This window comes from Streptomyces sp. CC228A (assembly GCF_021390935.1).
Lineage (GTDB): Bacteria > Actinomycetota > Actinomycetes > Streptomycetales > Streptomycetaceae > Streptomyces.
On record NZ_JAJPUI010000004.1, the window covers coordinates 499532 to 526522 of the forward strand.

Sequence of the window (26991 nt, forward strand, 5' to 3'; positions counted from 1 at the left end):
CCGCCCGGGGCGGGATCGGCGCGGGCCGGGGCGGACGTGGAGCCGACGGCCCGGTCGGTCAGAGCTCCGTGACCTTGCCGCCCGCGACCTCCAGGCGGCGGGTGACCCGGACCTCGTCCAGCATGCGGCGGTCGTGCGTGACGAGCAGCAGCGTGCCTTCGTACGCGTCGAGGGCGGACTCCAGCTGCTCGATCGCGGGCAGGTCGAGGTGGTTGGTCGGCTCGTCGAGGACCAGCAGGTTGACGCCCCGGCCCTGCAGCAGGGCGAGGGCCGCGCGGGTGCGCTCGCCCGGGGAGAGCGTCGTCGCCGGGCGGAGCACGTGCGCGGCCTTCAGGCCGAACTTCGCGAGCAGGGTGCGGACGTCCGCCGGTTCCGTGTCGGGCACGGCCGCGCCGAACGCGTCCAGCAGCGTCTCGGAGCCGTGGAAGAGGCACCGCGCCTGGTCCACCTCGCCCACGAGCACGCCCGAGCCCAGCGCCGCGTGCCCGGCGTCCAGCGGCAGCCTGCCGAGCAGGGCGGCGAGCAGGGTGGACTTGCCCGAGCCGTTCGCCCCGGTGACGGCGATCCGGTCGGCCCAGTCGACCTGGAGCGAGACCGGGCCGAACGTGAAGTCCCCGCGGCGCACCTCCGCGTCCCGCAGGGTCGCCACGACCGCTCCGGAACGCGGTGCGGCGGCGATCTCCATCCGCAGCTCCCACTCCTTGCGGGGCTCCTCCACTTCGTCGAGGCGCTCGATCATGCGCTGGGTCTGTCGGGCCTTCGCGGCCTGCTTCTCGCTCGCCTCGCTGCGGAACTTGCGGCCGATCTTGTCGTTGTCGCCGCCCGCCTTCCGGCGGGCGTTCTTGACGCCCTTGTCCATCCAGGAGCGCTGCATGCGGGCGCGCGCCTCCAGGGCCGCCTTCTTGTCGGCGTACTCCTCGTAGTCGTCGCGTGCGTGGCGCCGGGTGGTGTCGCGCTCTTCCAGGTACGCCTCGTAACCGCCGCCGTACAGGGTGGTCGTCTGCTGCGCCAGGTCGAGTTCGAGGATCCTCGTGGCGGTGCGGGCGAGGAACTCGCGGTCGTGGCTGATGACGACGGTCCCGGCGCGCAGGCCCCGGACGAAGCCCTCCAGCCGTTCCAGGCCGTCGAGGTCCAGGTCGTTCGTCGGCTCGTCCAGCAGGAACACGTCGTAGCGGGACAGGAGGAGGGAGGCGAGGCCCGCGCGGGCGGCCTGGCCGCCGGACAGCCCGGTCATGGGCTGGTCGAGCCCGACGTCCAGGCCCAGCGCCGCGGCGGTCTCCTCGGCGCGCTCGTCCAGGTCCGCGCCGCCCAGGTCCAGCCAGCGCTCCAGGGCCGCGGCGTACGCGTCGTCCGCGCCGGGCGCGCCGTCGACGAGGGCCTGCGTGGCGGCGTCCATGGCGGACTGCGCGGCGGCGACCCCGGTGCGGCGGGCGAGGAAGTCCCGCACGGTCTCCCCGGCGCGGCGCTCGGGCTCCTGGGGGAGGTGGCCGACGGTCGCGGCGGGCGGCGACAGCCGGATCTCGCCGTGCTCGGGGGTGTCGAGCCCGGCGAGGAGCCGGAGGAGGGTGGACTTCCCCGCGCCGTTGACGCCGACGAGGCCGATCACGTCCCCGGGGGCGACGACGAGGTCGAGGCCGGAGAAGAGGGACCGCTCGCCGTGCGCGGCGGCGAGGTGCTTGGCAACGAGTGTGGCAGTCATCAGGAGCCCGATCCTAGCCAGCGGGCGTCGACCCGCGGGCACGAGGCGGTGGCGCGACTGCCGCCCGCGGCGGTGCGGGGGCGGGGGCGTGGCGGTCGGGGGTGGTGGAGCGGTCGGGGGTGGTGGAGCGGTCGGGCTGCGCGGCGGTGCAGCCGGGCAGGGGCTGCGGGGTGGCCATGGGACCGCCTGTGCCGGGGCCGACCGCGCCGCCCCGCCGCGGGTGCGCGCGGCGCGCATCCGGCGGGGCGCGGCGCCGCGCGGGCAGCGCCGCGCGGGCAGCGCGGGGAGGCAACCCGGCAGGGGCCGCAGAGTGGGGCAGCGCGGCGGGAGCCGCGGGGTGGGCGGAGGCAGCCCGGCAGAGGCTGCGGAGGGGGCAGCCCGGCCAGGGGCCGCGGAGTGGGGCAGCCCGGCCAGGGGCCGCGGAGTGGGCGGGCCGCCTGTGCCGGGGCCGACCGCGCCGCCCCCGCCGCGGGGTGCGCGCGGCGGTCAGCAGCGCCGTACGGGTGTGCCCTCGGCGATCGGGTGCGCGGCGCGTGTGTCCAGCAGCAGGGGTACCAGCGCCCGCAGGGACTGCCGCAGCGGTACGAGGACTCCGCCGTCCCGTGCGGGCACCGTCCGCAGTCCGTGCAGGGCCAGTTCGTCACGCGCCTCGGCGGGGGCGGCCGGGCCGAGCCGGTAGGCGCAGGGCGGGTCCGCGAGGACCTCCCCTGGTTCCGGCGGTTCGTTGTCGGCGCCGCCCAGCATCACCGGCCCCCGGTCCGCGTAGCCGGTGAGGCGCGCCACGGCAGCGGCCGCCCCGATGCGGGCGCGCCGCTCGTCGATGAAGGCGAAGGCCCCGTCCAGCGCGGCCAGTTGGGTGTCGACGCGGCGCCGGTGGTCGCGGGCGGGGTCGTCCCGCCCCGCGGGCGCCGCGGGCTCGACGCGGGTCTCGACGAGGAGGCCGACCGCGTGCTTGAGGCCCGTGGTGTTGCGCAGGATGCGCTCCTGGCCGTCCCCGGCGACCTGCCGGACCGGTTCGCCCGTCACCGGGTCCGTCCAGATGCCGTACACGCCGCTGCTGAAGCCCGCGCGCTCCGCGGCCGGGCGGACGTACTCCTCGGAGAGGGTGCGGGCCTCGCGGTGGAGGCGGGGGTGGGTGTTGGGGTTGCGGGGCCAGAGGGACAGCAGGTCCTTGGCGTAGTAGGGCGGTGTGCCGCTGTACTCGTGCAGGTCGAGCACCACGTGCGGGCGGTGGTCGCGCAGCACGGCCGCCAGGGCCCGGGCCTCGGCGGTGCGCAGGGCCAGGTGGTCGCGGTTGACGTCGATGCCGTCGGCGTTGCCGCGGGTTCCGGCGGCGCGGCCGTCGGGGTTGGCGGTCGGCACGACGAGCAGGGTGGTCCGGGCGAGGAAGCGCCGGGTGCCGGGGTCCCGGGCGTAGGCGAGGTCGCGGATGGTGGTGAGGCACGCCTCGCGGCCGGACGGCTCGTCACCGTGCTGGCTGCACACGAGGAGGACCGTCGTGGGGGCGGGCCCTGGCCGGTCGGCGGCGATCCGCACGAGGCGCAGGGGGCGGCCCTGGCCGGTCGTGCCGATGGTGGCGGTGGCCATCCGGTCGCTGCCCCGGTCGACGGCGGCGAGGAAGCGCTGCTCCTCGTCGAGTCCGGTCCAGCGGGCCCCTCCGCTGTCCTCGAATCCGGTGCGGGGCGGCCCGGGCGGGGGCGGTGCCGCCTGGGCGGAGGCTCCGGTGGCGGCCAGGGCGGCCGCGCAGGCCGTCAGGGCGAGGGCGCGCAGCAGGCCGGGGGTCGGCGGGGGCTCACCGGGCGGCTCCCGGCGCGGGGACCGCCTGGGGCGGGCGCGGTGCGGCCACTCCGCGCAGCGGGGCCGCCTCCGTGCCGGGCGGCGGAGCAGCAGCACCGGGCGGGCTTTGCGCCTCTGGCGGCGCCGAGCCGGACGGCGGGACCGGCGCCGGGCCGGACTGCGGGGGCTGCGCCGCACCGGACTGCGGGTTCGACGCCTCGGGCGGGGCCGTCGCCGTCCCGTCGGGCGGTGCGGTGGCGGAGGCGCCGGGGCGCGGCAGGGTGGCCAGGGCGTAGGCGAGGGTGCCGCCGACGACGGGAAGCCTGGCGGTGGTGCGGGCCAGGTCGAGGGTGAGCGTCGGCGTGGAGGGGGGCGGCGTGACGAGGTACCGGTCGGTGCCGCCGATGATGAGGGCGAGGCGGTGTCCTGCCGGGACGACGTGGTCGGTGGCGTGCAGGTCGATGGTGAGCGTGTGCGGCCGGCCGGGGGTCAGCGGCCGCCCCCGGTGCGGGTCCGCCCAGGTGCCGAGGTCGGCCCAGCCGCGGCTGATGACGGTGTAGTCCACCTGCGCCGTGTCGGCTCGGGTCTCCTGGTAGCAGGCGCTGTCGCCGTCCCGGTCGGCGCCCCAGCAGGTGCGGTGCGGCAGGGTGGTGATGCCTTCGCCGTCGCCGGTGTGGTTGCGGATCACGGCCGGGCCGAGGTCGACGAGGACGGCCGTCAGATGGGCGCTCGTGGTGGACGGGGTGGCGGTGACCGTGACCTTCGGGGAGCCCGCGAGGCGCAGGTCGCGGCTGAGGGGCCGGGTGGTGAAGCCCGCCTTGGCCGGGGTGGTCCGGTCGATGTGCGCCGCCCAGTCGGTCTCGCCGAGGAGCGGGTCGTCGGTGAACGTCTCGGTGGCTCCCGGCGGTGCGGGCAGCAGTCCGAGCGTGCCGACGCCGGGCGCGCGGCCGGGGGCGGGGCGCAGGGTGGTGGTGGCCGTCCGGGACGGCGGCCAGGTCCGGTCGGTGGTCCACCGGTCGGGTGCGCGTTCGATGTCGGCCATGGGCTCCCGTTCGACTCCGTTGTCGTATCCGAGGAGATAGTGGTCGAACCAGCGATGCAGGGTGCGGACCCACGCGGCGCGGCGGAAGTCGAAGGGGTCGACGTGCCCGGTCTGGGACAGCCAGATCTTGCGCTCCACGCCGTGCGCGGCCAGGGCCTGCCACCACGTGCCGAGGTGGCCGCTGCGGACGTTGAGGTCCTGCATGCCGTGGACGGCGAAGACGCTGGCGCGGACCCGGGAGGCGTCGGGCACGTAGTCCCGCTCGTCCCACAGCGGGGTGCGGTCGCCGGAGCGCGGGGCGCCGTCGACGAGGCGCTGCTGCACGGCCTGGCAGCGGGTGCGGGCCTCGGGGCTGTTGACGTAGTGGGACAGCCGGTCGGGGCCGGAGCCGTAGAGCGGGGCCCCCTGCGAGAAGTAGTAGTCGTACCAGGTGGAGATGGCGCCGATCGGCACGATCGTCTTCAGACCGCGTACGCCCGTGGCGGCGACGCCGTTGGCGATGGTGCCGTCCCAGCTCTTGCCGATCATACCGGTGGCGCCGGTGGTCCAGCCGGTGGCGCGGGCGGGCCGGGTGCCGGTGCGGGTCGTGTAGCCGCGGGCCCGGCCGTTCAGCCAGTCGACGACGGCCTTGGCGGAGAGGATGTCGGAGCGGCCGCCGACGTCGACACAGCCGTCGGAGCGGTTGGTTCCGGCGAGGTCCACGGCGACGAAGGCGTAGCCGCGCGGCACGAAGTAGTTGTCGTAGAACAGCGGGAACTGCACGGGAGTGCCGTCCGCGGCGTACGTCTTCTTCTGGCTCTCGTTGCCGCGCCCGCAGCAGGAGTAGTACGGGCTGGCGTCCATGATGACGGGGACCCTGCGGCCCTGCTGGGCGGCCTCGCGGGGGCGGATGATGTCGGCCGCGACCCGGTCGGTGGCGCCGTCGCCGTCGCCGTCGAGCCCGGTGTCGACCCAGACGGACTCGCGGATGGCGTTCTCGTACGCGTAGACGGGCGCGGAGGCGCGGGCTTCGGGTGCGGGGGCTCCGGGGGCCTCGGCGGCGGGCGCCGCTGCGCGGGCGGCGGCGGGCGGCGGGGCGAGGACGGTCGCGAGGGTGGTGGCGAGGGCGGCGGCCGCCGTCGCCAGGATGCGGCCCGCGGGGAGGCGGCTGCTCGAAGGGCGGGGTCTGCTCGAAGGGTGGGGTCTGCGCGCGCGGAGGGGCGTCAGCATCGGCATGGGCGGACGGTACTGCGCCCAACTCGTGCTCGAAAGAGGGCCCTTGAGGCGACCGAGGGGATATCCCAGGTGGCGGGGCCTGCCGCGCGTCGCGCGGCGGCGGCCGGGGCGCTGCTCGGCCGGGGCGGCCGCGCACGTCGCGCGGCCCCGGCCGCCCCGGCGGGCAGGACCGGGCTTGGCGCCGGACAGAGGGGTGAGAGCGCTCTCAGAGCGCGTCCGACCGGATATTCTGACTGGTGTACGCCCTGCCGCAGCGTTCCGAGGAGTCTGTCTTGCCCGATCCGACCCCTGGGGTCCGTCCCACCCTGGAAGCCGTCGCCGCCCGCGCGGGGGTGTCCCGGGCAACGGTCTCCCGTGTCGTGAACGGCGGGGCGGGCGTGCGCCTGCCCTTGGTGGAGCGGGTGCGCAGGGCCGTCGAGGAACTCGGCTACATCCCGAACCACGCGGCGCGGACCCTGGTGACCCGGCGCAACGGCGCGGTCGCCGTCATCATCGCGGAGCCGGAGTTCCGGGTCTTCTCCGACCCGTTCTTCGAGCAGCAGGTGCGCGGCATCAGCCGCGAGCTGACCGCGCACGACTCGCAGCTGGTGCTGCTGTGGGTGGAGGGGCCGGGCGAGTACGACCGGATCGCCCGCTACCTGGGCGGCGGCCACGTCGACGGCGCGCTGGCCTTCTCGGTGCACGACGACGACGAACTGCCGTCGATCATCCGCAGGATGCACGTGCCCACCGTGTTCGGAGGGCGGCCCGGCTGGTCCGGTCCGCACGGCGCCCCCGCGGTGCCGTACGTGGACGCGGACAACCGGGGCGGGGCCCGTGAGGCGGTGCGCCACCTGGTCGCGCTGGGGCGGCGGCGCATCGCCCACATCGCGGGGCCGCGCGACCAGACGTCCGCCGTGGACCGGCTGGACGGCTACCGCGACGTGCTGATGCTGGACGCCGACCCGGGGCTGGTGGCGCAGGGCGACTTCACCGTGGAGAGCGGCGCCCGCGCGATGGCGGAGCTGCTGGAGCGACGGCCCGACCTGGACGCGGTGTTCGCGGGCAACGACCTGATGGCGTCGGGCGCCCTGCGCGTGCTGCGGGAGCGGGGGCTGCGGGTGCCGCAGGACGTGGCGCTGGTCGGCTTCGACGACATGGCGTCGGTCGCCGAGATGACGGACCCGCCGCTGACGACGGTCCGCCAGGACATCGAGGGCATGGGCCGCCTGATGGTCCGACTGCTGATGCGCTCCATCGACCAGGACGGCGGCGGGCCCGGGGCGGCGGAGACCGCGCCGGGCTCGGTGATCACGCCGACGGAGCTGGTGCGCCGGGCGTCGGCGTGACTCCCCGGGCCGCGGCGCCGCCCGCCACCGCCCCGGAGCCGCCGAGCCCCTGAGCCGCGTGCGGTGCTGAGCGCCTGAGCCGCGTGCACCCCGGACGCCGCCGGACCGCGCCCGCCGCGGCGAGTCCGTCCGCGCACCCGGGACCGCGCCCGCCGCGGCCCCTTCCGCAGGGACCGCGGCGGGCCGTTCCCTACGCGTACGGGATGACCAGCACCGACCGGTCCGTGCCCGTCTGGAGCCGGGCGGTGCCGTCGCCGATGGCGGCCCACACCTCCAGGCGGACCGTGCCGCCCCGCAGGTCGCCGAGGGTGCCCGCCGCCGATTTCAGGCCGCGGGTCTGGTTGTACTCCTCCCACCCGGCCACCGGGTCCGTCGCGAAGTAGTGGTAGGTCTCGGTCCGTTCGAAGGTGCCGTCACCCGTCAGGTCGTAGCTGACGCGGGCCTGCTGGCCGAGGGCGACCGCGGTACCGGCGTCGACCTGGAGCCGGAACGCCGTGGCGGCCCCGGGCTTCAGCGTGCCGTGCACGTTCCTGGCCTCGTACACCAGGGGCTGGTGCGGGGTGCCGTCGTGGTTGGCCCCGCCCGCCGAGGCGATGGTGTCGCTGCCGGGCGTGCCGCCGGTGGCGGTGGTGAGGGAGCCGCCGCTGCGCAGCTCGAAGGTGCTCCCGGTGGACGGGTCGGTGCCGCCGGTGCCGGTGCCGGTGGCCGTGGAGCGGGCCGGGACGGTGAGCTTGGCACCGTCGGAGAAGGTGACGGTACGGGGCGCGGAGCCGTGGTTGTGGGCCGCGTACGTCCGTGTCGTGCCCTTGGTGAAGACCGCCGACGCCGCAAGGTCGCCGGTCACCGACGGGTCGGGGGCGCCGAGCGTGTCGAGGGTGGTGAGCCAGTGGTAGGTGTGCGCCTTCGACTCGCCCTGCTCCGGGGTGTACGCGGCGTGGCCGGCGTCCCACTTCGCCTTGGCCGCGGCCGGGTCGGCGAGGGCCTGGAACTCCCACAGGATGTCCCGCCACTCGACGGCGGGGCCGCCGTTCTCCCGCTCCAGCTCGGCGATGTTGCGGCGGATCGCGTCCTTGCGGGCGGCGAGGTGGAGGGAGCTGCCGGCGGTCACCGGCAGGACGTTGATGCCGTGGATCTCCTCCGGGTTCGCGGTCCACCAGGTGGCGTAGGCGGCGCCGCTCCCCCACACCATGCCGGCCGTGTCATGGCCGAAGGAGGCGGGGAAGACCTGCTGGTCGGCGTCGAACCAGTACTGGGCGACGGCCTCGGACTCGGTGGTCAGGAGGTAGCTGCCGAGGTCGCGCAGGGCGGCGTCGCCGGTGGCGGCGCCCCACAGGACGAGTCCGGCGCTGAGGTTGGTCGACTCGGACGAGGACTCCTGGTTGTTGCCGGCGGCGAAGCCCTGGTGGCCGGAGGCCCAGCTGTGGCCGGCGTAGACGTCGAAACCGCGCAGGAAGGGGAAGGCGGCGTCGGTGCGGCTGGGGTTGGCGGCGTCCCGGATGAGGGTCTTCACCATGCCGCCCCAGGCCGAGTCGGCGGCCCACGCGGGGTCGTACTGGGCGACGATGGCCGCGGCGTGGACGTAGTACGAGTAGTGGAAGTGGTGGTCGTTGAGTTCGGTGTCGCTGCCGAAGGAGGCGGGGTAGCCGGTGAGGGTGCGCCAGGTGCGGTCGTAGCTGAACTCGGAGGCGCCGCCGGCCGTGAACCACTCCTGCAGGCGGCCCTTGACGAGGGCGAGCAGCCGGTCGCGGGTGCCCGTCTCACCGATCTGGTCGGCGAGCGGGACGAGTTGGGCGAGCCGGCCGAGGGCCTTGCCGGTCCAGTAGGTGTCGGTGGCGCCGGAGAACGGGTCGGCGGCGTTCACGACCGCGTCGAGGTGGCCGCGCAGCCGGGCCGCGTCCGTGCCGGACGCCCTGGGCAGCGCCGGGAGCACGGGGGCGGCCGGCTGGCTGGTGGTGAAGGTCCGCGACTCGCGGACCTTCATGGTGCCGCGCGGCGAGACGTAGGTGTACGGGGTGAGCGCGTCGGAGGTGTGCAGCCACTGGTGGCGGTAGAGGGCCTGCAGCGTGCCGGTCTCGGTGCCCTCCTGCGGCTGGGTGGTGAGCGTGTAGGTGGCGCGGACGGTGCCGCCGGTGACGGACCAGTCGGCGCGGGAGCCGGTGACGAAGCTGTACGCGTACTTCTGGTACGTGGTCAGGGCGCTGGTGGAGGGCAGGACGGCGAGCGAGAAGTAGTCCTTGCCGCCGAGGCCCGCGGTGATCGTGGAGCCGGAGACGTTCCAGTCGGTGCCCGTGGGTGCGAAGAGGGCGTAGTGGTGGCCGGCGACGGTGATGCCGAGGACGTTGCCCCGGTCGGCGAAGACGGTGGGCGCGGAGGCGGTGGTGACGCGTGCGCTGCCGCCGGTGCCCTTGGCGTACACGAAGGGCAGGCCGTGGCCGATGGTGGCCCGCAGGGTGCGGGTGCCGTCGGACCAGTACGGGGTGACGGTCCAGTCGGACCAGGAGTCGGCTTTGGTGTCGGGCGAGTTGAGGCCGGTGAGCCCCAGGGTGAGGTCGCGCTTGTGGGCGTACTCGTACTGGCGGCCGTCCCCGACGATGGCGGGGGTGGTGGGGTAGCCGATGTCGAGGCCCGCGGAGGTCGCCTGGTAGGTGAGGGGGTGGCCGTACATGGGGGTGGAGTACGGGTTGTCGCCGTAGCGCTGGAAGGCGAGGCTCGACCACCAGTCGTTGGTGGGGACCGGCTTGCCCTGTGCGGCCGCGGTGACCTTGGGGGTGACGGGGGTGCCGGTGTTGGTGGTGGGGCCCGAGGTGCCGGGCGGGCGGGTGTCGGAGTAGCTGCCGGAGCCGACGGGGACGGTGGCGGCGGAGGCGGGGGCCGCCGCGGGTCCGGTGAGGCCGACCGCCGCGAGGGCGGTGGCGAGGGCGGCCAGGGCGGCTCTTCGGGGTTTCCCGCGGAGGGATCGGCGGGGGTGGCTGCGGGGGGTGCCGGGGGTTCTCATGGGTCACCTCAGGGGGGATGAGAGCGGCGGGAGAGCGGCGGGACTCGTTTTCGAGAGCGCTCTCAGACGTCCTGGAACGTAAAACTCCTGAAACAGGGCTGTCAATACACGCGACACGGAGGGGAGTTCAGGCCCCGGTGCGCCGTTATCCGTTCGAGTCTTGACGGGGACCGGGCCGCCGGGGCACCCTCCAGGCAAGTTCTTTGAGAGCGCTCTCAGACGCGGTCTCACGCTCGATCGAAGCCAAGGGAGGCTTCTCATGCCCATCGCCCGAGCCGCCAGAAGGGCCGCCGTACGAGTCGGGGCGGTCGCGCTCGCCGGTTCCCTGCTCGCCGCCTGCGGATCCGGCGGTACGGACGCGTCGTCCGACGCCGCGGGAGGCGACATCACGCTGACCGTCGACCTGTTCGGCTCCTTCGGCTACAAGGAGGCCGGGCTGTACGACGCGTACGAGAAGCTGCACCCCGGCATCACGATCAAGCAGACGGACACCGAGGACGAGCAGGACTACTGGAAGAGCTTGCAGACCCGGCTCGCGGGCGGCGGTGGACTCGCCGACGTGCAGGGCATCGAGGTCGGCCGCATCGCCTCGGTCACGCAGCAGCAGGCCGACAAGTTCGAGGACCTGAACCGGTACGGCGCGGCCGAGCTCAAGGACGAGTTCGCCGAGGCCAAGTGGTCGGCCGCGACGACGCAGGACGGGCGGGTGCTGGGCCTCGGCACGGACGTCGGACCGGAGGCGATGTGCTACCGCAGCGACCTGCTGAAGCAGGCGGGCCTGCCCACGGACCGCGAGGAACTCGCGAAGCGGTGGTCCACCTGGGACGGCTACCTGGAGCTCGGCAAGCAGTACAAGGCGAAGGCGCCCGCGGGCAGCGCGTGGATGGACAGCATGGGCAGCCTGTTCACGATCATGATCGGGCAGGAGGAGGAGCGCTACTACGACGCCTCCGGCGCACTGGTCTACGACACGAACCCGGCCGTCAAGGCCGCGTGGGACGCGGCGGCCGGGGCGGCGGAGGCGGGGCTGAGCGCCAAGCTCGACCAGTGGTCGCCGCAGTGGAACCAGGCGTTCGCGGCGGGGTCCTTCGCCACGCTCCCGTGCCCGGCGTGGATGCTCGGCTACATCAAGGGGCAGGCCGGTGACGCCGGCGCGGGCAAGTGGGACATCGCGAAGCTGCCGGGCGGCGCCGGAAACTGGGGCGGCTCGTACCTCGCGGTCCCGCGGGCGGCCAAGCACAAGAAGGAGGCGTACGAGCTGATCAAGTGGCTGACGGCGCCCGAGCAGCAGGCCAAGCTGTTCGAGAAGCAGGGCAACTTCCCCTCGGCGACCGGGGCGATCGCTTCCGTGGCGGACGCCAAGGACCCGTACTTCTCGAACGCCCCGATCGGGCAGATCTTCGGTGACGCGGCGAAGGCGGCGCCGGTCCAGGTGCTGGGCGTGCACGACAAGAACGTGGCGGACCAGATCACGAACGCGCTGAGCGAGGTCGAGCGCAAGGGCCTGGCGCCGGACAAGGCATGGGCCAACGCGAAGCGGGGCGTGGCCAACGTGATGGGCTGACCGCGCGGGGGTGCGGGGCGGGGGCGCCCGAGGCCGGGACGCGGGGACCTGCCGCGCGCCTCTGCTCGCCGCTCCTCGCGCCTCGCTCCTGCCTGCGGCCCTGGTGGCTCCGGCGCGCCTGCGGCCCCCTGGTCCCCCCGGCCGGTCGGCGCTGCCCGCCGGCCGTCCGGGGGCGCGGGGTCGCAGGGGCGCGGGTGCGCGGGGGCGCGGGGGCCGCCCGCACCCCACCGCCCTCACCCCACCGCCCTCACCCCACCGCCCCCACCCACCGAACCACCCCACCGAACCGGCCCTCGCCCGCCCGCCCCGGAGCCGGCAGGGAACGCCCTCACCGGGCCGGGCCCGCGCGCCGAGGGCGGCCCCGTACAGGGCGCCGGCCGGGCACCGCCTCCCCGAGCCGTGCGCCGGGCCGCACCCCGCTCCTCACCGTCCGCCACGACACGAAGGGCCGCACCGTGACCCTCGCCGCGCGACGCGCCTGGCGCGCCGTCTCGCCGTACGCCTACATCACCCCGTTCTTCGGGCTGTTCCTCGCCTTCGGGCTGTTCCCTCTCCTCTACACCGCGTTCGTCTCCCTGTACCGCGTCGAACTCCAGACGCCCGGCGACATGCAGTGGCGGGGCCTCGGCAACTACGCCGCGGTCTTCACCGATCCGTACTTCTGGACCGCGCTGCGCAACACGTTCACCATCGGCGTGCTCTCCACCGTGCCGCAGCTCGTGATGGCTCTGGGGCTCGCCCACCTGCTCAACTACAAGCTCCGCGGGCGGACGTTCTTCCGCACGGCCATGCTCCTGCCGTACGCCACCTCCGTCGCCGCCGCGACCCTGGTCTTCGCGCAGCTGTTCGGGCGGGACTTCGGTCTGGTCAACTACGTGCTGGGGCTCGTCGGGTTCGGGCCCGTCGACTGGCAGACCGGGACCGTCGCCTCGCAGATCGCCGTGTCCACCATCGTCATCTGGCGGTGGACGGGCTACAACGCGCTCATCTACCTCGCCGGCATGCAGTCCATACCCAGCGAGCTGTACGAGGCCGCCGAGATGGACGGCGCCTCCCGCTGGCGGCAGTTCGTGCACGTCACGCTGCCCGGTCTGCGGCCGACCATCGTGTTCACGGTGGTGGTGTCGACCATCGGGCGACCCAGCTGTTCGGTGAGCCGCTGCTGTACGAGGGATCCGTCTCGGGCGGCATCTCGCACCAGTACCAGACGCTCGGGCTGTACCTGTACGAGCAGGGCTGGGGGTTCTTCCACCTGGGCCGGGCCGCGGCGATCGCCTGGGTGATGTTCCTGCTCATCCTGGTGCTCGTGGGGGCCAACGCCCTGCTCGCGCGCCGTCGTTCCCGTAAGGAGGCCGGCCGGTGACCTCGCGTGCCGGACGTACGCTGCACGGGGGGAAGCTCGCGTACGCGATCCTCGTCGCCGCGGTGCTCGTGTCCGCCTTCCCGTTCTACTGGACCATCGTCGCCGCCAGCCGCTCCAACGCGGACCTGGCGCAGGTGCCGCCCTCGCTGCTGCCGGGGCCGAACCTGCTGCGCAACTTCGAGGCCGTGATGGAGGAGGCCGACATCGGCCTGGCCCTCGTGAACTCGCTGATCGTGTCGGGTTCCATCACCCTGGGCACGGTGCTGTGCTGCACCCTCGCCGGGTTCGCCTTCGCCAAACTGCGGTTCAAGGGCCGGAACGCGCTGCTGGCGGTCACCGTGGGCACCATGATGATCCCGCCGCAGCTCGGGGTCATCCCGCTGTTCATGCTCATCGCCGAACTCCAGTGGGTGAACCAGCTCCAGTCGGTGATCCTGCCCGGCCTGGTCTCCGCCTTCGGGGTGTTCTTCATGCGCCAGTTCCTGGTGCAGGCCCTGCCGGACGAGCTCATCGAGGCGGCCCGCGTGGACGGGGCCTCCACGGCACGGATCTTCTGGTCGATCGTGGTGCCCATCGCCCGGCCGGGCATGGCCGTGCTGGGCCTGCTGACCTTCATGGCCGCCTGGAACGACTTCTTCTGGCCCATCGTGGCGCTGTCCTCGCAGAACCCGACGGTGCAGGTCGCGCTGCGCCAGCTGGGCGGCGGCTACGTCCACGACCAGTCCGTGATCATGGCGGGCACCCTGCTGGGGACGCTGCCCGTGCTGCTCGTCTTCGGTCTGCTGGGCCGGCAGATCGTCGGCGGCATCATGCAGGGCGCAGTCAAGGGGTAGCGCCGCCTCCGCCGCGCGCCGCGCGCCGCGACCGGCAACCGCCCTCCCTCCGAGCCGGCGGGCCGCCCTGCCGCCCCCGCCGCTCGCCCGTTCCGTCTGCTTCGTCTCTCCCGTCCCCGCCTTCGAAGGAGTGTCCGTCCATGACCACCGCGCTGCGCTTTCCCGACGGGTTCCGCTGGGGCACCGCCACCGCCGCCTACCAGATCGAGGGGGCCGCCGCCGAGGACGGCAGGACGCCGTCCATCTGGGACACCTTCAGCCGCGTCCCCGGCAAGGTGCGCAACGGCGACACCGGTGACATCGCCGCCGACCACTACCACCGGATGTCCGAGGACATCGCCCTCATGAAGGACCTGGGCGTGACGGACTACCGGTTCTCCGTGGCGTGGCCGCGGGTGCAGCCCACCGGCCGGGGACCCGCACTGCAGAAGGGCCTCGACTTCTACCGGCGGCTGGCCGACGGACTGCGGAACGCCGGCATCCGCCCCGTGGCCACGCTGTACCACTGGGACCTGCCGCAGGAGCTGGAGGACCAGGGCGGCTGGCCGCGGCGGGAGACCGCCGAGCGGTTCGCGCAGTACGCCGGTCTCGTCGCGGAGGGGCTGGGCGACCGCGTCGCCACCTGGACCACCCTCAACGAACCGTGGTGCACGGCCTTCCTCGGGTACGCCTCGGGGGTGCACGCCCCGGGCCGCACCGAGCCGGCCGCCGCGCTGCGCGCCGCGCACCACCTGAACCTGGCGCACGGCCTGGCGGTGGACGCGCTGCGGGCGGCGCTGCCCCGGGGCGGCGAGGTGTCCCTCACGCTCAACCTGCACGCGGTGCGGGCCCTGACGGAGTCCGCGGAGGACCGGGACGCGGCGCGGCGCGTCGACGCGCTCGGCAACCGGATCTTCCTGGACCCGGTGTTCCGCGGGCGGCTCGCCGAGGACCTCGTGGCGGACACGGCCGCGCTGACGGACTGGTCGTTCGTCCGCGACGGCGACCTGGCGGTCACGTCCCGGGCCGTCGACTCGCTGGGCATCAACTACTACACCCCGACCGTCGTCGCCGCCGGCCGGCACGAGGGGCCCTCGCCGTGGCCGGGGGCCGAGCCGCACGTGCGGTTCGAGCCCGCACCCGGTCCGCGCACGGCGATGGACTGGCCGGTGGACGCGGACGGGCTGCACGAGCTGCTGACCCGGCTGCGGGACGAGCTGCCGGACGTGCCGCTGGTGATCACCGAGAACGGCGCGGCGTACGACGACTACGCCGACCCGGAGGGCGACGTCCACGACCCGGAGCGGGTCGCGTACCTGCGGCAGCACCTGACCGCGGTGCACCGGGCCGTCACGGAGGGCGCGGACGTGCGGGGCTACTTCCTGTGGTCGCTGCTGGACAACTTCGAGTGGGCGTACGGCTACGGCAAGCGGTTCGGCATCGTGCACGTCGACTTCGCGTCGCAGCGCCGCACCCCGAAGGACAGCGCCCGGTGGTACGCCGGCGTCATCGCGCGGAACGGGCTCGCCGACTGAGCCGGTCCCGCCTGCGGGCCTCACGCGCGTACGGGAGGTAGCGCAGCCGCTCGGGGAGTGCGGGCACCACCAGGCGCACGACCCGGGCGAAGCGCCGCAGCTTCCGCTCCTGGGCGTCGGTCCACTCCAGGCCGATCGCGTCGCGGGCCTCGGGCGGCAGGAAGCCGACGGTGAGGAAGGAGCGGAGGCGGGCGACGCGGGGCCAGAGCAGGGGCCAGCAGGCTCGCAGCGCGAGCCGCGGGAGCAGGGGCCCGCGGTCGGGCGGCGGGAGCGGGATGTCGGTCGCCACCAGCTCCCGGACGACGGGCGTCAGCTCGATCTCCTCGGCGAGGACCGTGCGGTAGTACGGCCAGAAGTCCTCGATGGTCCGGGGCATGTCCCGGTCGCGGATGCCGAGGATCCGGCCGACCTGGAGCCACTCTGCGTACAGCTGCCGCTCCTGTGCCTCGGTCATGGGGCGCATGAGGTAGCGGGCGGCGTGGCGCTGGACGGGGAAGCCGGTGGCGTGCACCCAGGCGTAGTGGGCGGGGGTGAGGGCGTGGTAGGCGCGGCCCCGGGTGTCGGTGCCGCGGATGGTGCGGTGCAGGCGGCGGAGCCTGCGGCCCTCTTCGGCGGCCCGCTCGCCGCCGTACACCCAGAGCTGGAGGGAGCTCAGGGAGCGTTCGGCCCGGCCCCAGGGGTCGGTGCGGAAGACGGAGTGCTCGTCGACTCCGGCGCCGACGGCGGGGTGGGCGACCTGGAGGGCGAGGGCCGCGGGCAGCATGAGCAGCGTGCGGAGGTCGCCCGAGAGGGTCCACAGCACGCCGCCGGGAGGCGGGGGTGCGGGGTCGGCGGCTGCCTTGCTCATCGGTGCTCCGGGGCGCTCGCTGCTCGCTGTCGGTTCCAGTATGCGATCACGGGCGGTACGGGTGGTGGGGCGGGTCCGGATGCGGCGGGGCGGGCGCGGCCGGATGCGGCGGGGCGGGCGTGGCCGGATGCGGCGGGGCGGGCGCGGCCGGATGCGGCGGGGCGGGCGTGGCCGGGGTGTGGCGGCGGGTGGCCCGGACGGCCGGCGGCTGGCAGGGGCGGGCGGGAGCCGGCGGCAGCAGGAGGGGCCCGCACGTCCGGCCGGTGACTTCTTCGTGCACGCGCCCTGCGGGCGCAAGATTTTCTCCATCCGGGGTCTACCAGAGAGTAACTGCGGCTGATTTCATGTGCGTCGCCGAGTCCAACCCCCCGCCTCCGTAGGGAGTTTCCCGTGCCACGACCCCTGGCGTTTGTCATGTCCGCAACGTCCGCTGCCGTGCTCGCCGCCGCGTCCCTGACCGCCGCGGCACCGCCGGCGGCCGCCGCCGGCTCGACGCCCGAACTGCGCGTCCTGACGTACAACGTGTTCCTGTTCAGCAAGAACCTGTACCCGAACTGGGGCCAGGACCACCGGGCGCAGCAGATCCCCGCCGCGCCGTTCTTCCGGGGCCACGACGTGGTGGTGCTGCAGGAGGCGTTCGACAACTCCTCCTCGGACGCGCTCCTGGGGAACGCCGCCGCCGCGTACCCGCACCAGACGCCCGTGATGGGGCGCGGCAAGGCCGGCTGGGACGCCACCGGAGGGGCGTACTCCTCGCTCACACCGGAGGACGGCGGGGTGACCGTGCTGAGCAAGTGGCCGATCGTCCGCAAGGAGCAGTACGTCTACAAGGACGCCTGCGGCGCGGACTGGTACTCGAACAAGGGCTTCGTGTACACGGTCCTGGACGTCGCCGGCACCCGGGTCCACGTGGTGGGCACGCACGCGCAGTCGACGGACCCGGGCTGCGCGGCCGGTGAGGCGGCGCAGGTCCGCAGCCGGCAGTTCAAGGAGCTGGACGCCTTCCTCGACCGCAAGGGCATCCCCGCGTCGGAACAGGTCGTCGTGGCGGGCGACTTCAACGTGGACCTGCGCACACCCGAGTACGGGACGATGCTGTCCGACGCGGGCCTGGTGGACGCGGACGCCCGTACGGGCCACCCGTACTCCTTCGACACCCGGGACAACTCGATCGCGGCGGAGCGCTACCCCGACGACCCCCGCGAGGACCTCGACCACGTCCTGCACCGCGCCGGGCACGCCCGGCCCGCGGGCTGGACGAACGACGTGGTGAAGGAGCAGAGCGCGCCCTGGACGGTGACGAGTTGGGGCAGGAGCTACACGTACACGAACCTCTCGGACCACTACCCGGTGATCGCGGGCTCATAGACGTACGGGGTGGTGGTGCCGAGCCGGGCGAAGCCGAGGCGCCGCAGGATCGGCCGGCTCATGTCCGAGGCGTCGACCAGGAGGTGGCGGTAGCCGCGCTCCGCGGCGATCCGCGCCCGGTGGGCGACCAGGGCGCGGTACAGGCCGCGCCCCCGCCACTCGGGCACGGTGCCGCCGCCCCACAGCCCCGCGAAGTCCCCGCCGGGCGTGAGTTCCAGGCGGGCGGAGCTCACCGGGCGCCCGCCGTCGAGGGCGACGACCGCGGCGACGGCGTCGGGCCGGGCGTCGAGCTGCTCCATGAGCCGGACGCGCAGCCGCTCCGCGTCCGTACCGAACGCCTCCTCGTGGACCTCGGTCACGAGCCGCACCTGCGCGGGACGGGTCACGGCGAGGAGCGTGATCCCGTCGGGAAGCACGGGCGGGGTGGCGAGGGCGGCGCTCTCGGCGACCATGAGCGCCTCCTCCGGCTCGGGCCGAAACCCGGCCGCCCGGAGCCGCTCAGCGAGGTCGTGCGGAGCGTCGTGGTCGTGGAGCTTCCACTCGAAGGCCAGCCCGAGGTCCGTGTAGTGGCGGATCTGCGCGGCGATCGCGCCATCCGCGGTGGCGGCCGTCAGGCCGGACCACAGCACGCCGTTCCACGCGTGCGCCGGCCCGGTCTGCCGGACGACGTCCCCGTCGCGCTCCACCCGGGCACCGGGCCCGTCGGGGACCGCGCCCCTGCGCATCGTGCGGTCGTAGAGGGCGAGGACGGTCGCGTGATCCATGCGGGCCACTCCACCAGCGCACCGGCGGGCGACGCAACGCGTTTTGCCGACGAGCGGACCGGCCTGCACTCCCGACCACGGGCCCGCCTGCGCCCCGCCACGGGCCGCGCCCCCGACCACCGGCCCGCGCACCTCCCCAGACCACAACACCCCACCCCAGGCCACCGGCCAGCCCGCGCACACCCCCCGACCACCGGCCCGCCTGCGCTCCCCGACCATCGGCCCGCACCGACCCACCGGCCACCGCCTGCACCCGCACCGGACCGCTCCCCCGCGCCCCTGGAGAGGCGGGTGCCGACCGGCCCGCTACTCTTGAACGCGTTCAACTGAACGAGTTCAAGCGGACGACGGACCAGGGGGCAGCCGTGAGCATCACGACGGACGGCAGGGAGCCGCGGATCCACCGGCAGCAGCAGGCGGCGGTCGCGGTGGCCGCCCTGGCCACCGCGCCGGTCCTCGGCTGGGCGGCGGGCTCGGACATCCTGCAGATCCTCCTGCCCTGCGCGGCGGGGGTGGCAGCGCCGCTCTTCCTGAGCCGCCGCCCGGCCGCCTTCCGGGCGGCCTGCCTCATCACCGGCACCACTCTGCTCGTCCTCGCCCTGCCCCTCGCGGTCCTCGGGGTGTTCCTCTTCGCACCGTCCGCCGTGCTGCTGCTCCTGGCCCCGGCCGCCCACCCCGAGCGGCGCACCACCGCGGGCACGGCCGCGGCCGCCGGCGCTGTGCTGCTGGCGGCGGGCCTGACCCTGGCCGCGGCCTGGCACCTGCTCCCCGCGTAGCAGGGCCCGGCCGCCGCCTCAGCCCGGCAGGCCGTACACCGCCACCGGTATGCCGCGGGACGCGAGGCACTTGCGCACCAGCGGCCGGACACCCTCCCACGTGCCGCCCGCCGGGCCGCAGCCGCTGCGCGGCAGGTGCACCGAGGCGCCCTGCCCGACGGCCCGGTCGGCGGGCGCGCCCCGTGCCGCGTGGACGGCCTCGCAGCGGACGGGGCGGCGCCCCGGCCGCGGACCCGCACACCGTGCTGACCCACCATGTTCGCCACCCGCAGGTCAGGTTGCACCCCGGACCAGTCGGAGGGCGCCCAACGCAGCGCCGTTCAGCCGTCGAAGCTCCGGCGGGCCGCGTCGATGTCGCCGAGGTAGCGGTGCGTCCAGTCGCACATCCCGCCGATCGTCACCCGCAGGGCACGGCCCGGCTCCGTGAGGGCGTACTCGACGCGCGGCGGCACGACGGGGTGCACCGTCCGCTCGACCAGTCCGTTGCGCTCCAGCATCCGCAGGTTCTGGGTGAGCATCTTGTGGCTGATGCCCTCGATCTCGTCCCGCAGTTGGTTGAACCGCAGGGTCCGCTCCCCCAGCGCCTCGACGATCAGCAGCGCCCACTTGTTCGCCAGGTCCGTGAAGATCTCCCGCGCCAGAGAGTCCGCGCGCCGCAGGTCCACCTCGTCGGGCGAGCCCGTGAACTGCTTGGTCACCATGAGGTTCCCCAGTCACTCATAAGTACGTTCTTCCACGTCAGCGCACACTCTCCTACGGTTCCTGAGTAACCGCAAGAAACCACACGGCCGTACGGTCGGTGGCAGTGAAGCCCTTGTGCTCACAGGAACGAGGAGGCTGACAGCATGGCCGTCGCACTGGTGAACCCCAGCGGACTGCCCGAGGTCGACGTCTACCGGCAGGTGTCGGTCGCCACCGGGACGCGACTCGTCTTCGTCGCCGGGCAGGTGTCCTGGGACGCCGACGGCAACACGGTCGCCGAGGGCGACCTCACCGGCCAGGTCGAGCAGTGCTACGTCAACATCGCCACCGCGCTCGCCGGAGTCGGCGCCTCCTTCGACGACATCGCCAAACTGACCGTCCACGTCGTCGACTGGACCCCCGACAAGATGCCCCCGCTGCTGGAGGGCATCCGGCGCGCCTCCACCAGGCTGGGCGTCACCTCGACGCCACCGGCCACGCTGCTGGGCGTCGCGGCCCTGTCCGTACCCCAGCACTTGGTGGAGATCGAGGCGACCGCGGTCCTCGACTGAACCCTCACGATGCACGGAGGCGGGCAGGACGCGGGTTGCGAGTGGCGTGGGGCGGGGACTTGGCGGTGCGGCGCTACTGGAAGCTGAGCCGGTGCGGGTGCGCCGGGACTGCGGGGCAGGTGTGGATCCGCATATGGCCCCGGCCGAGGTACACGCCGACCGGGTCCACGACACCGGGGTCCACGGCGCCCGGGGCGCCGGCCGTGGGGCGGTCCTCGACCGGCAGCCAGCTGCGCGAGGCACCGTCGCACTCCCACGTGGCGACGGTGAGCAGGGGAGGCATCGGCGTCCCGCACACACCGCAGTCCACGGGGGCCGGGTCGGTCACGTGCCAGGTGGCGAAGCCACCGACCTTCCAGCCTGGCGCGATGGACAGATCGCTCATGTAGTCGACCTCGTCCCGCCGTTCCGTGCGGGCGGCGGTGGCCATGGCCGCCTCGTACTCCTCGTAGGACCCGTAACTCCGCCCCTCGTCGCCCCCGCCGTCCTCGCCGTCCTCGCCGTCCTCGTCGTCCTCGTCGTCCTCGTCGTCCTCGTCGAGAAGAGCCTCCTCCCACTCGGCGATCTCCTCCTGGAGCTCCTCGCTCAGCAGACCGAGGTATTCGTACTCCACGACCTGCTCCGGGTGCACGACGCACGGAGTGGGCACGCACTCCTCGCGGCCCGCGACCGGCGGCTCGGGCTGCGGTGCGAGTACGGCGCGGACATCCGCCGCCCGGCGCCACTTCAGGACCACGTCGATCGTGCGGTCAGGCCCGTGCACCTCGAAGGGACACCAGAACACCTGCAGCAGGTCGCACCCTTCGGGCCCGACGAGATCCGGGACGTCGCGCGCGTGGAGCTGGGCGACGGCCAGCAGGGGAAGCGGGTCCTCGTCCCTCAGCTCAGGGGCGTGGGCACCGGCAGTCATCCCGTCGAGGAGGCGCCGCTCCTCCCCGGTCAACTCGCGCCCGCGCGCCGCCTCCTGGATGCGGCGTCGCAGGCGTATGTCGGAGAGGCGGTGACCGGTGCCCTTCGGATGCACGGCGGTGCAGACGGGCCACGGCTCTCCGACCGGCCACAGCAGGGGCCCGGCCACCGAACTGTCCTCCACCTCCGGCACACCGCGGCGCGGATGCAGCCGCGTCGCCGTCCGGCGGTGCGCGGCGAGTGCGGGAAAGACCTCCTCGACATCGAGGGGGCGCGGGGGCGTGGTACGGGTCATAGGGGGTCCTCCTGGCCGTTCGACGCGCCGATCGTAGCCACGCCCCCAGACACCCGCCCCGATCGGCTCCCGGCCCGATCGGCTCCCCGGCCCCGCACCGCAGCCACGAGGAGCACGTGCCTCGCCGCGTGTGCCGCACCGTTCCCCTCAGTTCGCGTGACGCGCGGCCGCCTCCGAAGCACCTGCCCGTGACGCCGTGCCGCGCAGGGCTGCGGACGCGACGGCGGCCAGGGGCTTGACGGCCGCGGTGAGGCCGGGACCGCGCCCGGCGGGTCCCGACCGGTCGGGTGTCCGCTCCGGGGCAGCCACGCGGACCGGCCGGTCGCGGCGCTGCTCGGCGAGCCGCACGGGTCAGCCGGGGCTCTCGACCGCCCGGGCGATGTCGGCGAGGTCCTTGGCCAGCGCGCGTGCGACGGCTTTCGAGCCGAGAGGGGCGGCGAGCCTGCCGAGGAGCCCGAGCGGGCGGCCGGAGGCGGCGCGGGCGGAGAAGGCCATCCGCAGGGTGGTGCTCCGCGGGCCGGCGGGAGACAGGCGGATCTCGGAGGTGTAGTGCATGCCGTGCGACGCAGCGACCGTCACATACCGCTCGGGCGGCTCGCTTTCGGTCACGGTGATCTCCTCGGTCGCCTTCTTGCCGAGCATCCGGCGGGTCTCACGCCAGCGGGTGCCCACCCCGAAGGGGCCTTCGGTGAGGACCTCGACGCCGACCACTCCGGTGAGGAGGCGCGGCATGTCCGGCAGGTCCGTCACGGCTTCCCAGACACGGTCCTGCGACGCGGCGATCCGGCGCTCGACGACGACGGTCTGCTCGGCGGAGGCGGCCATGCCTCCATGGAAGCACCACGCCCCGCAACCCGCGCGCGCTCGCCCGCGTCTCCCCTGCCATGACGGCCCCGGCATGCCCCGACTGCGGGCACACGATGAGCCCCCTGCCCGTACACCACCTGCGCAACAACCGTCCCGGCCGGCCGTCCCCGGCCCGCCCCGAGCAGTGGTTCGCGTGCGGTGACGGCTGCGGCCGCGTCGCCTACCGGCGCTCCGACGACGGCCCGCTCGTCCCCATGAGCCGTCTGACGGGGCCCGGCGGTCTGTGTCCCTACTGCGGTGAGGAGGACGAAAGCGTGATCAGCAGGCCGCGGGAGCGAGACGGCCGCTGGGAGTGGTGGGACGTCTGCCTGGCCTGCGGCACCGGCACCCCCTGCCGCCGGCCCGACCCGCCCGAGTGGCGCTGAGCTGATGCCGCCGGCGGCAGGTGCACGCCGGCGTGCGGCCGCCACGACGGGCCACGGGCGTCGAGGCACCGCACAGGAGGGACGACCGGGGTCTCCTCCCCCGACCACCGGCCTGCCCGAACCGGCGCCGCCCTCTGGCCGGATGGAAAGAACCAGACCGGCCGGCCGACGGGCCGAGGGCGCCCGGAACCGGCCCGTTTCCGGGCCGGGTGAGCGCGCTCCCGTGCAGCCCGCCCGGCTGCGCGGCGGCCCTGCCGCGGGCCGTCGCCCGTGTCGCGCGGACCGGGTAGCCCGTGTCGCGCGGACCGGGTGGCCCGTATCGCGCGGGCCGGGTGGTCCGACCGAGACCGGGCCCGGTCGAACCGGCGTCACATACCGCTCGGCACCACGTGCACGCGGTCGGCGTCACCGGCGGCGGATAGGGTGCGTCGGGTCGTGGCGGTGAGGAGAGTCGAACGGGGGCGGCTGTCGGTGTTCGCAGCACTGGAGGCGGGAGACCCGCGCCAGGTGGGCCGGTACCGGATCGTGGCGCGGCTCGGCGCCGGCGGGATGGGGCAGGTGTTCCTCGGGCGCTCCCCCGGTGGGCGGAGTGTGGCCGTGAAGGTCGTCCGGGCGGAGTTGGCCCAGGACGCCGGGTTCCGGAAGCGGTTCGCCCGCGAGGTGGCGACCGCCCGTCGGGTCACGGGCTTCTTCACCGCGGGCGTGGTGGACGCGGACCCCGACGGCTCCCCCGCGTGGCTGGCGACCGAGTACGTCCCCGGCATGGCGCTCGGCGAGGCCGTCGAAGCCCACGGCCCGTGGCCGGGGCGGAGCGTGCTCGCGCTGGGGGCGGGGCTCGCGGAGGCACTGGAGGCGATCCACGCCGCCGGGGTGGTGCACCGCGACCTGAAGCCGTCGAACGTCCTCCTCGCGCCGGACGGGCCGCGCGTCATCGACTTCGGGATCTCCGTCGCAGCCGAGGGCAGTGTGCTCACGCAGACCGGCATGGTGATCGGCACGCCCGGATTCATGTCGCCGGAGCAGCTGGTGGGCAGCGGTCAGGTGGGGCCGGCAAGCGACGTGTTCGCGTTCGGCGCGGTCCTGGCGTACGCGGCTGTCGGCACCGGACCGTTCGGCGGTGGCGCCGCGCACGCGCTGAACTACCGCGTCGTGCACGAGCAGCCCGACCTCCGGGGCCTGCCCCCGGAGGTCCGGGACGTGGTCGCGCGGTGCCTGGCGAAGGAACCGGGGCGGCGGCCGACGGTGACGGCGCTCATGACGGAGCTCGCCCATGCCCCCGGCGACGACAACGGATGGCTGCCGGCCCCGGTGCTGGAGGCACTGCGGTCACGGAGTGGTACGGGGGCCTCGGCGCCCGCGCCCGCGATAGGCCCCGGCGGGGACGCGTCCGCGGCCGCCGCACCGCAGCCGGCAGCCCCCATGCGGGGTCCCGGCCCGGACAGCGAGGGCCCCGCAATCCGCGGGGACGCGCCGCCGACGACCCCCGCCGCCGGATCGCCCGCACGGCCGCCTCCCCGGCGGCGGCTCCTGCCCCAGCCGACAGCGTCGGGGAGGGTGGCCCCGACGCCCCCGGACGCCCGGGCGACGCCGCGCCGGCGCCGGCGCGCCGGCGCCGGGGCGGACGCTGCCGAAGATCCGGGCGACGCCGCCGCGCGGCAGGCCGCGTCCCCAGGCGTCCCGACCGCCTCGGGCGACCAGGCCGTCGCCCGCCCCGGCACCCAGGAGTCGGCGCGGCGCCCCGGCGCCCGTACGCCGACCCCGCGGCCGCACATCGTGCACGACCGGGACATCGGCGCCCTCACCACTGCCCCGACACCCCCTCCGCCTTCCTCCGCTCCCACCCGCCGCCGGGCTCTCACCGCCCTCGCCGGGCTGGCCGTGGCGGGCGCCGCCTTCACGGCGTACAGGATGAGCGACGCGGCCGACCGGAGCCCGCAAGCCCCGTCGGCGAACGGTGCGGGCACGGGCGCCCGCGAGAACGGCCGACCGGCCCCCGGCACGGAGCTGTGGGTACGCACCGACTTCCCCGCCATGACCGCCGCCTCCTACTCCAGCCCCGCGAAGGCGCTCCTCATCGGCGGTGCCGCCGGCGTCCACGCCGTCGACCCGCTCACCGGCGACGACCTCTGGACCTTCACCACCGACGCCGCCCGTCCCACGGCGCCGGTGCTCGACGCCGCCGGCGGCACCGCGTACTTCGCCGGCGGCGACGGCACGGTCCACGGCCTCGACATCGCCGCCCGCACGGTCGACTGGACGTACCGCATGGGCGGCCGGGGCTCCCGGGCGGTGGTCCCCTCGGATCCGGAGCGCAACCGCAGCACGCTGTACCTCACCGGCAGCGACAGCAAGCTCCACGCCGTGAGCACCGCCACGGGCGTACTCCGCTGGACGGCCCCGTGCCCGGCGCAGCGCTGGCGCTCCCGTGTCCGTCCGGTGGCGAGCCTCAGGCAGGTCCACGTCGGGGGCGCCGACGGCCGCATCCACACCTTCGACGACAGCGGGGAGCCCCTCTGGACGTACGACACGGGGCGCCCCGTCCAGACGACCCCGGCGCTCGGCGGCGGTGTCCTCTGCGTCGGCAGCCTGCGGCGGGAGGTGCTCGCGCTGGAGCCCTCGACGGGGCGGAAACTCTGGTCCTTCGCCACACAGGAGGAGCCGGGGGCTCCCGTCGTCGACGGCAGCACGGTGTACGTCCACGACTACGGCGGCGCCCTGCACGCGCTGGACACGTCGAGCGGCGAACCGCGCTGGTCGTACCGGCTCGGCTCGGCGGTCGTGGCGGACCCGCTGGTGGACCGTGGCGCCGTGTACGTCGGCGCCAAGGACGGCACGCTGCATGTGCTCGACGCGAAGTCGGGGAAGGCCCGTTGGAGCGTCCGTGCCGACGCGGAGATCGTGACGGCCCCGAGGGTCTTCGGAGCCGCGGTGTACTTCGGCGTCAAGGGCTCGGAGCCGGGGCAGGGGCGGTTGTACGCCGTGAGCGTCTGAGCGGCCGGCCGTCGCCGCACCGCGTCGTGCGGGCGAGCGGCCGCCTTGCTGCGTGCCCGCGGCAGCGCACGGCACAGGCGGGCGCGAGGTGAAGGGGCACGCCAGGGGCGTGGGCCAGGGGCGCACCGGACGGGCCGGTGCGCCCCTGGTGCGGGCGCTCGTCTACGCCGACCGCGGCGGTACGGTCACGCCGCGTCCCAGCGGTCCGTACGGTGCTCGGCGTCGGCGGGATGCCGCAGCCGGGCCTCCACACGGCCGTGGCGCACCCGGGTGTCGAACGCCGGCTGCGGAGCCGTCGCGGGTCCGCGCACGTTCCACCCGTCCTCCAGCCGGAACACGCTCCCGTGCCAGGGGCAGCGCACGCAGCCGTCGCGCAGTTCCCCTTCCGACAGCGGTCCTCCCATGTGGCTGCAGTGCTCCGCGAGGACGCGGACCTCGTCGTCGGGCTCCCGCACCACCATGACCGCCACGTCCCCGATGTGGCGCCGGACGGCGCTGCCCACGGGAAGGTCCGCGAGCTCGCCGACCGGCTGCCAGCCCTGCTCCACGAGGTGGGACACCTGCTCGGCGTGGTTGGCTCCGGACGCCTGCCGGTAGGCGAGGTGGCCGCCGAGCGCGCCGCCCACGGCGACAGCGGTCAGCCCGGCCAGCCCCAGTGCCTTGCCGCGTACCGTCTGCCTGCGCCGGCGAGCGACGTACGAGGCCGCGTACAGAGCCACGCCCGTCACGTTGGCCGCCGCGTGCACGAATCCGACGCGCTGCTGTTCGCGCGGCAGCTCCGCCCAGTCCACCCAGCCGGCCACCGCCGCGGGCCCCGCTGCCGCCAGGCCGACGCCGACGAGGGTGCGCGCCGCCCGCCGGTGGCCCGGCAGGGCGTCCAGCAGGGCGGCGGAGAGCCATGTGCCCACGGGTACCTGCACCATCAGCGGATGCAGGGGATGGCCCAGCCAGCGGCCGTGCAGCGCGTCGCGCCCCCGCCCCAACGGGGCTGCCTTGACCGCCTTGCGCACGGCGTCCATCAGTCTGTCCGCCCCGGACCACCGCTCCAGCCCGTCCGCGCCGCGCAGCACACGGCCGGGGCCCTCCCTGGAAGGCAGCAGACGTGTCGCCGCCGTGTCACTGAGTGTGTGGGACCGATTCATAGGCGCCGGGTACCCGGCTCTCCCGAACGAAACGGCCGGACTTGTCGGGGCTCGGTCAGCCCACGCCCCGAAACCCTTCCCTCCG

Annotated in this window: 19 protein-coding genes and 1 pseudogene; 10 read left to right on the forward strand and 10 right to left on the reverse strand. The window is 74.9% G+C overall.

What is annotated here, in order from left to right:
* Window positions 1-58 precede the first annotated feature (58 nt).
* The 3 genes from L6E17_RS15115 to L6E17_RS15125 form a co-directional block, all read right to left on the reverse strand.
* On the reverse strand, window positions 59-1699 hold the full coding sequence (locus L6E17_RS15115; RefSeq protein WP_236241283.1) for an ABC-F family ATP-binding cassette domain-containing protein: 1641 nt from the start codon (window positions 1697-1699) through the stop codon (window positions 59-61).
* 486 nt (window positions 1700-2185) lie between these two features.
* The gene (locus L6E17_RS15120) at window positions 2186-3586 is read right to left on the reverse strand and encodes a M14 family metallocarboxypeptidase (RefSeq protein ID WP_374109060.1); all 1401 of its coding nucleotides are present in this window, start codon (window positions 3584-3586) and stop codon (window positions 2186-2188) included.
* Entirely contained in the window at window positions 3492-5726 is a 2235-nt protein-coding gene (locus L6E17_RS15125; RefSeq protein ID WP_374109061.1) for a Xaa-Pro dipeptidyl-peptidase, read from the reverse strand. The genes L6E17_RS15120 and L6E17_RS15125 overlap by 95 nt, the downstream gene beginning before the upstream one ends.
* Window positions 5727-6004: 278 nt before the next feature.
* Between L6E17_RS15125 and L6E17_RS15130 the strand changes: the two genes are divergently transcribed.
* The gene (locus L6E17_RS15130) at window positions 6005-7060 is read left to right on the forward strand and encodes a LacI family DNA-binding transcriptional regulator (protein ID WP_236241285.1); all 1056 of its coding nucleotides are present in this window, start codon (window positions 6005-6007) and stop codon (window positions 7058-7060) included.
* Window positions 7061-7250: 190 nt separating this feature from the next.
* On the opposite strand, the gene L6E17_RS15135 is transcribed toward L6E17_RS15130, so the two are convergent.
* Window positions 7251-10055 carry a glycosyl hydrolase gene (locus L6E17_RS15135; RefSeq protein WP_236241286.1) on the reverse strand — a complete coding sequence of 935 codons (2805 nt, stop codon included), beginning with the start codon at window positions 10053-10055 and terminating at the stop codon, window positions 7251-7253.
* A 259-nt stretch (window positions 10056-10314) separates the two neighbouring features.
* Here L6E17_RS15135 and L6E17_RS15140 point away from each other — a divergent pair, with 259 nt between their 5' ends.
* The 4 genes and pseudogenes from L6E17_RS15140 (at window position 10315) to L6E17_RS15155 (ending at window position 15329) form a co-directional block, all read left to right on the forward strand.
* Entirely contained in the window at window positions 10315-11619 is a 1305-nt protein-coding gene (locus L6E17_RS15140; RefSeq protein WP_236241287.1) for an extracellular solute-binding protein, read from the forward strand.
* A gap of 455 nt (window positions 11620-12074) precedes the next feature.
* A pseudogene (locus tag L6E17_RS15145) lies at window positions 12075-12982 on the forward strand (carbohydrate ABC transporter permease).
* Window positions 12979-13815 carry a carbohydrate ABC transporter permease gene (locus L6E17_RS15150; protein WP_236241288.1) on the forward strand — a complete coding sequence of 279 codons (837 nt, stop codon included), beginning with the start codon at window positions 12979-12981 and terminating at the stop codon, window positions 13813-13815. Before L6E17_RS15145 ends, L6E17_RS15150 begins: the two are co-directional and overlap by 4 nt.
* A 140-nt stretch (window positions 13816-13955) precedes the next feature.
* Window positions 13956-15329: a GH1 family beta-glucosidase gene (locus tag L6E17_RS15155; RefSeq protein ID WP_236241289.1), complete on the forward strand. Its 1374-nt coding sequence runs from the start codon at window positions 13956-13958 to the stop codon at window positions 15327-15329.
* Here the strand turns inward: L6E17_RS15155 and L6E17_RS15160 are convergent.
* Window positions 15301-16176: an oxygenase MpaB family protein gene (locus tag L6E17_RS15160; RefSeq protein ID WP_236241290.1), complete on the reverse strand. Its 876-nt coding sequence runs from the start codon at window positions 16174-16176 to the stop codon at window positions 15301-15303. The genes L6E17_RS15155 and L6E17_RS15160 overlap by 29 nt on opposite strands.
* A gap of 414 nt (window positions 16177-16590) precedes the next feature.
* Between L6E17_RS15160 and sph the strand changes: the two genes are divergently transcribed.
* Complete coding sequence (gene sph, locus L6E17_RS15165) at window positions 16591-17544, forward strand: sphingomyelin phosphodiesterase (protein ID WP_236241291.1); 954 nt, start codon at window positions 16591-16593, stop codon at window positions 17542-17544.
* Here the strand turns inward: sph and L6E17_RS15170 are convergent.
* Window positions 17520-18308 (reverse strand): GNAT family N-acetyltransferase, encoded by a 789-nt coding sequence (locus L6E17_RS15170; protein WP_236241292.1) that lies wholly within the window; start codon window positions 18306-18308, stop codon window positions 17520-17522. The genes sph and L6E17_RS15170 overlap by 25 nt on opposite strands.
* A gap of 365 nt (window positions 18309-18673) precedes the next feature.
* On the opposite strand from L6E17_RS15170, the gene L6E17_RS15175 reads away from it, so the two are divergent.
* A complete protein-coding gene (locus L6E17_RS15175; protein ID WP_236241293.1) occupies window positions 18674-19084 on the forward strand; it encodes a hypothetical protein in 411 nt (136 codons plus the stop codon).
* A 320-nt stretch (window positions 19085-19404) separates the two neighbouring features.
* Here the strand turns inward: L6E17_RS15175 and L6E17_RS15180 are convergent, their stop codons facing one another.
* Complete coding sequence (locus tag L6E17_RS15180; RefSeq protein ID WP_236241294.1) at window positions 19405-19785, reverse strand: helix-turn-helix domain-containing protein; 381 nt, start codon at window positions 19783-19785, stop codon at window positions 19405-19407.
* A 144-nt stretch (window positions 19786-19929) separates the two neighbouring features.
* Between L6E17_RS15180 and L6E17_RS15185 the strand changes: the two genes are divergently transcribed.
* Complete coding sequence (locus L6E17_RS15185) at window positions 19930-20337, forward strand: RidA family protein (protein ID WP_236241295.1); 408 nt, start codon at window positions 19930-19932, stop codon at window positions 20335-20337.
* Between the two features lie 73 nt (window positions 20338-20410).
* Here the strand turns inward: L6E17_RS15185 and L6E17_RS15190 are convergent, their stop codons facing one another.
* Both L6E17_RS15190 and L6E17_RS15195 read right to left on the reverse strand, forming a co-directional pair.
* Entirely contained in the window at window positions 20411-21541 is a 1131-nt protein-coding gene (locus tag L6E17_RS15190) for a hypothetical protein (RefSeq protein ID WP_236241296.1), read from the reverse strand.
* Window positions 21542-21892: 351 nt separating this feature from the next.
* The gene (locus L6E17_RS15195) at window positions 21893-22366 is read right to left on the reverse strand and encodes an SRPBCC family protein (RefSeq protein ID WP_236241297.1); all 474 of its coding nucleotides are present in this window, start codon (window positions 22364-22366) and stop codon (window positions 21893-21895) included.
* A gap of 59 nt (window positions 22367-22425) precedes the next feature.
* Here L6E17_RS15195 and L6E17_RS15200 point away from each other — a divergent pair, with 59 nt between their 5' ends.
* Together L6E17_RS15200 and L6E17_RS30545 are read left to right on the forward strand one after the other, a co-directional pair.
* The gene (locus tag L6E17_RS15200) at window positions 22426-22773 is read left to right on the forward strand and encodes a hypothetical protein (RefSeq protein ID WP_236241298.1); all 348 of its coding nucleotides are present in this window, start codon (window positions 22426-22428) and stop codon (window positions 22771-22773) included.
* Window positions 22774-23208: 435 nt separating this feature from the next.
* On the forward strand, window positions 23209-25764 hold the full coding sequence (locus L6E17_RS30545) for a PQQ-binding-like beta-propeller repeat protein (RefSeq protein ID WP_308315879.1): 2556 nt from the start codon (window positions 23209-23211) through the stop codon (window positions 25762-25764).
* 185 nt (window positions 25765-25949) lie between these two features.
* Here L6E17_RS30545 and L6E17_RS15220 read toward each other — a convergent pair whose 3' ends face one another.
* A complete protein-coding gene (locus tag L6E17_RS15220) occupies window positions 25950-26906 on the reverse strand; it encodes a Rieske 2Fe-2S domain-containing protein (RefSeq protein ID WP_236241299.1) in 957 nt (318 codons plus the stop codon).
* Between the last annotated feature and the right edge of the window lie 85 nt (window positions 26907-26991).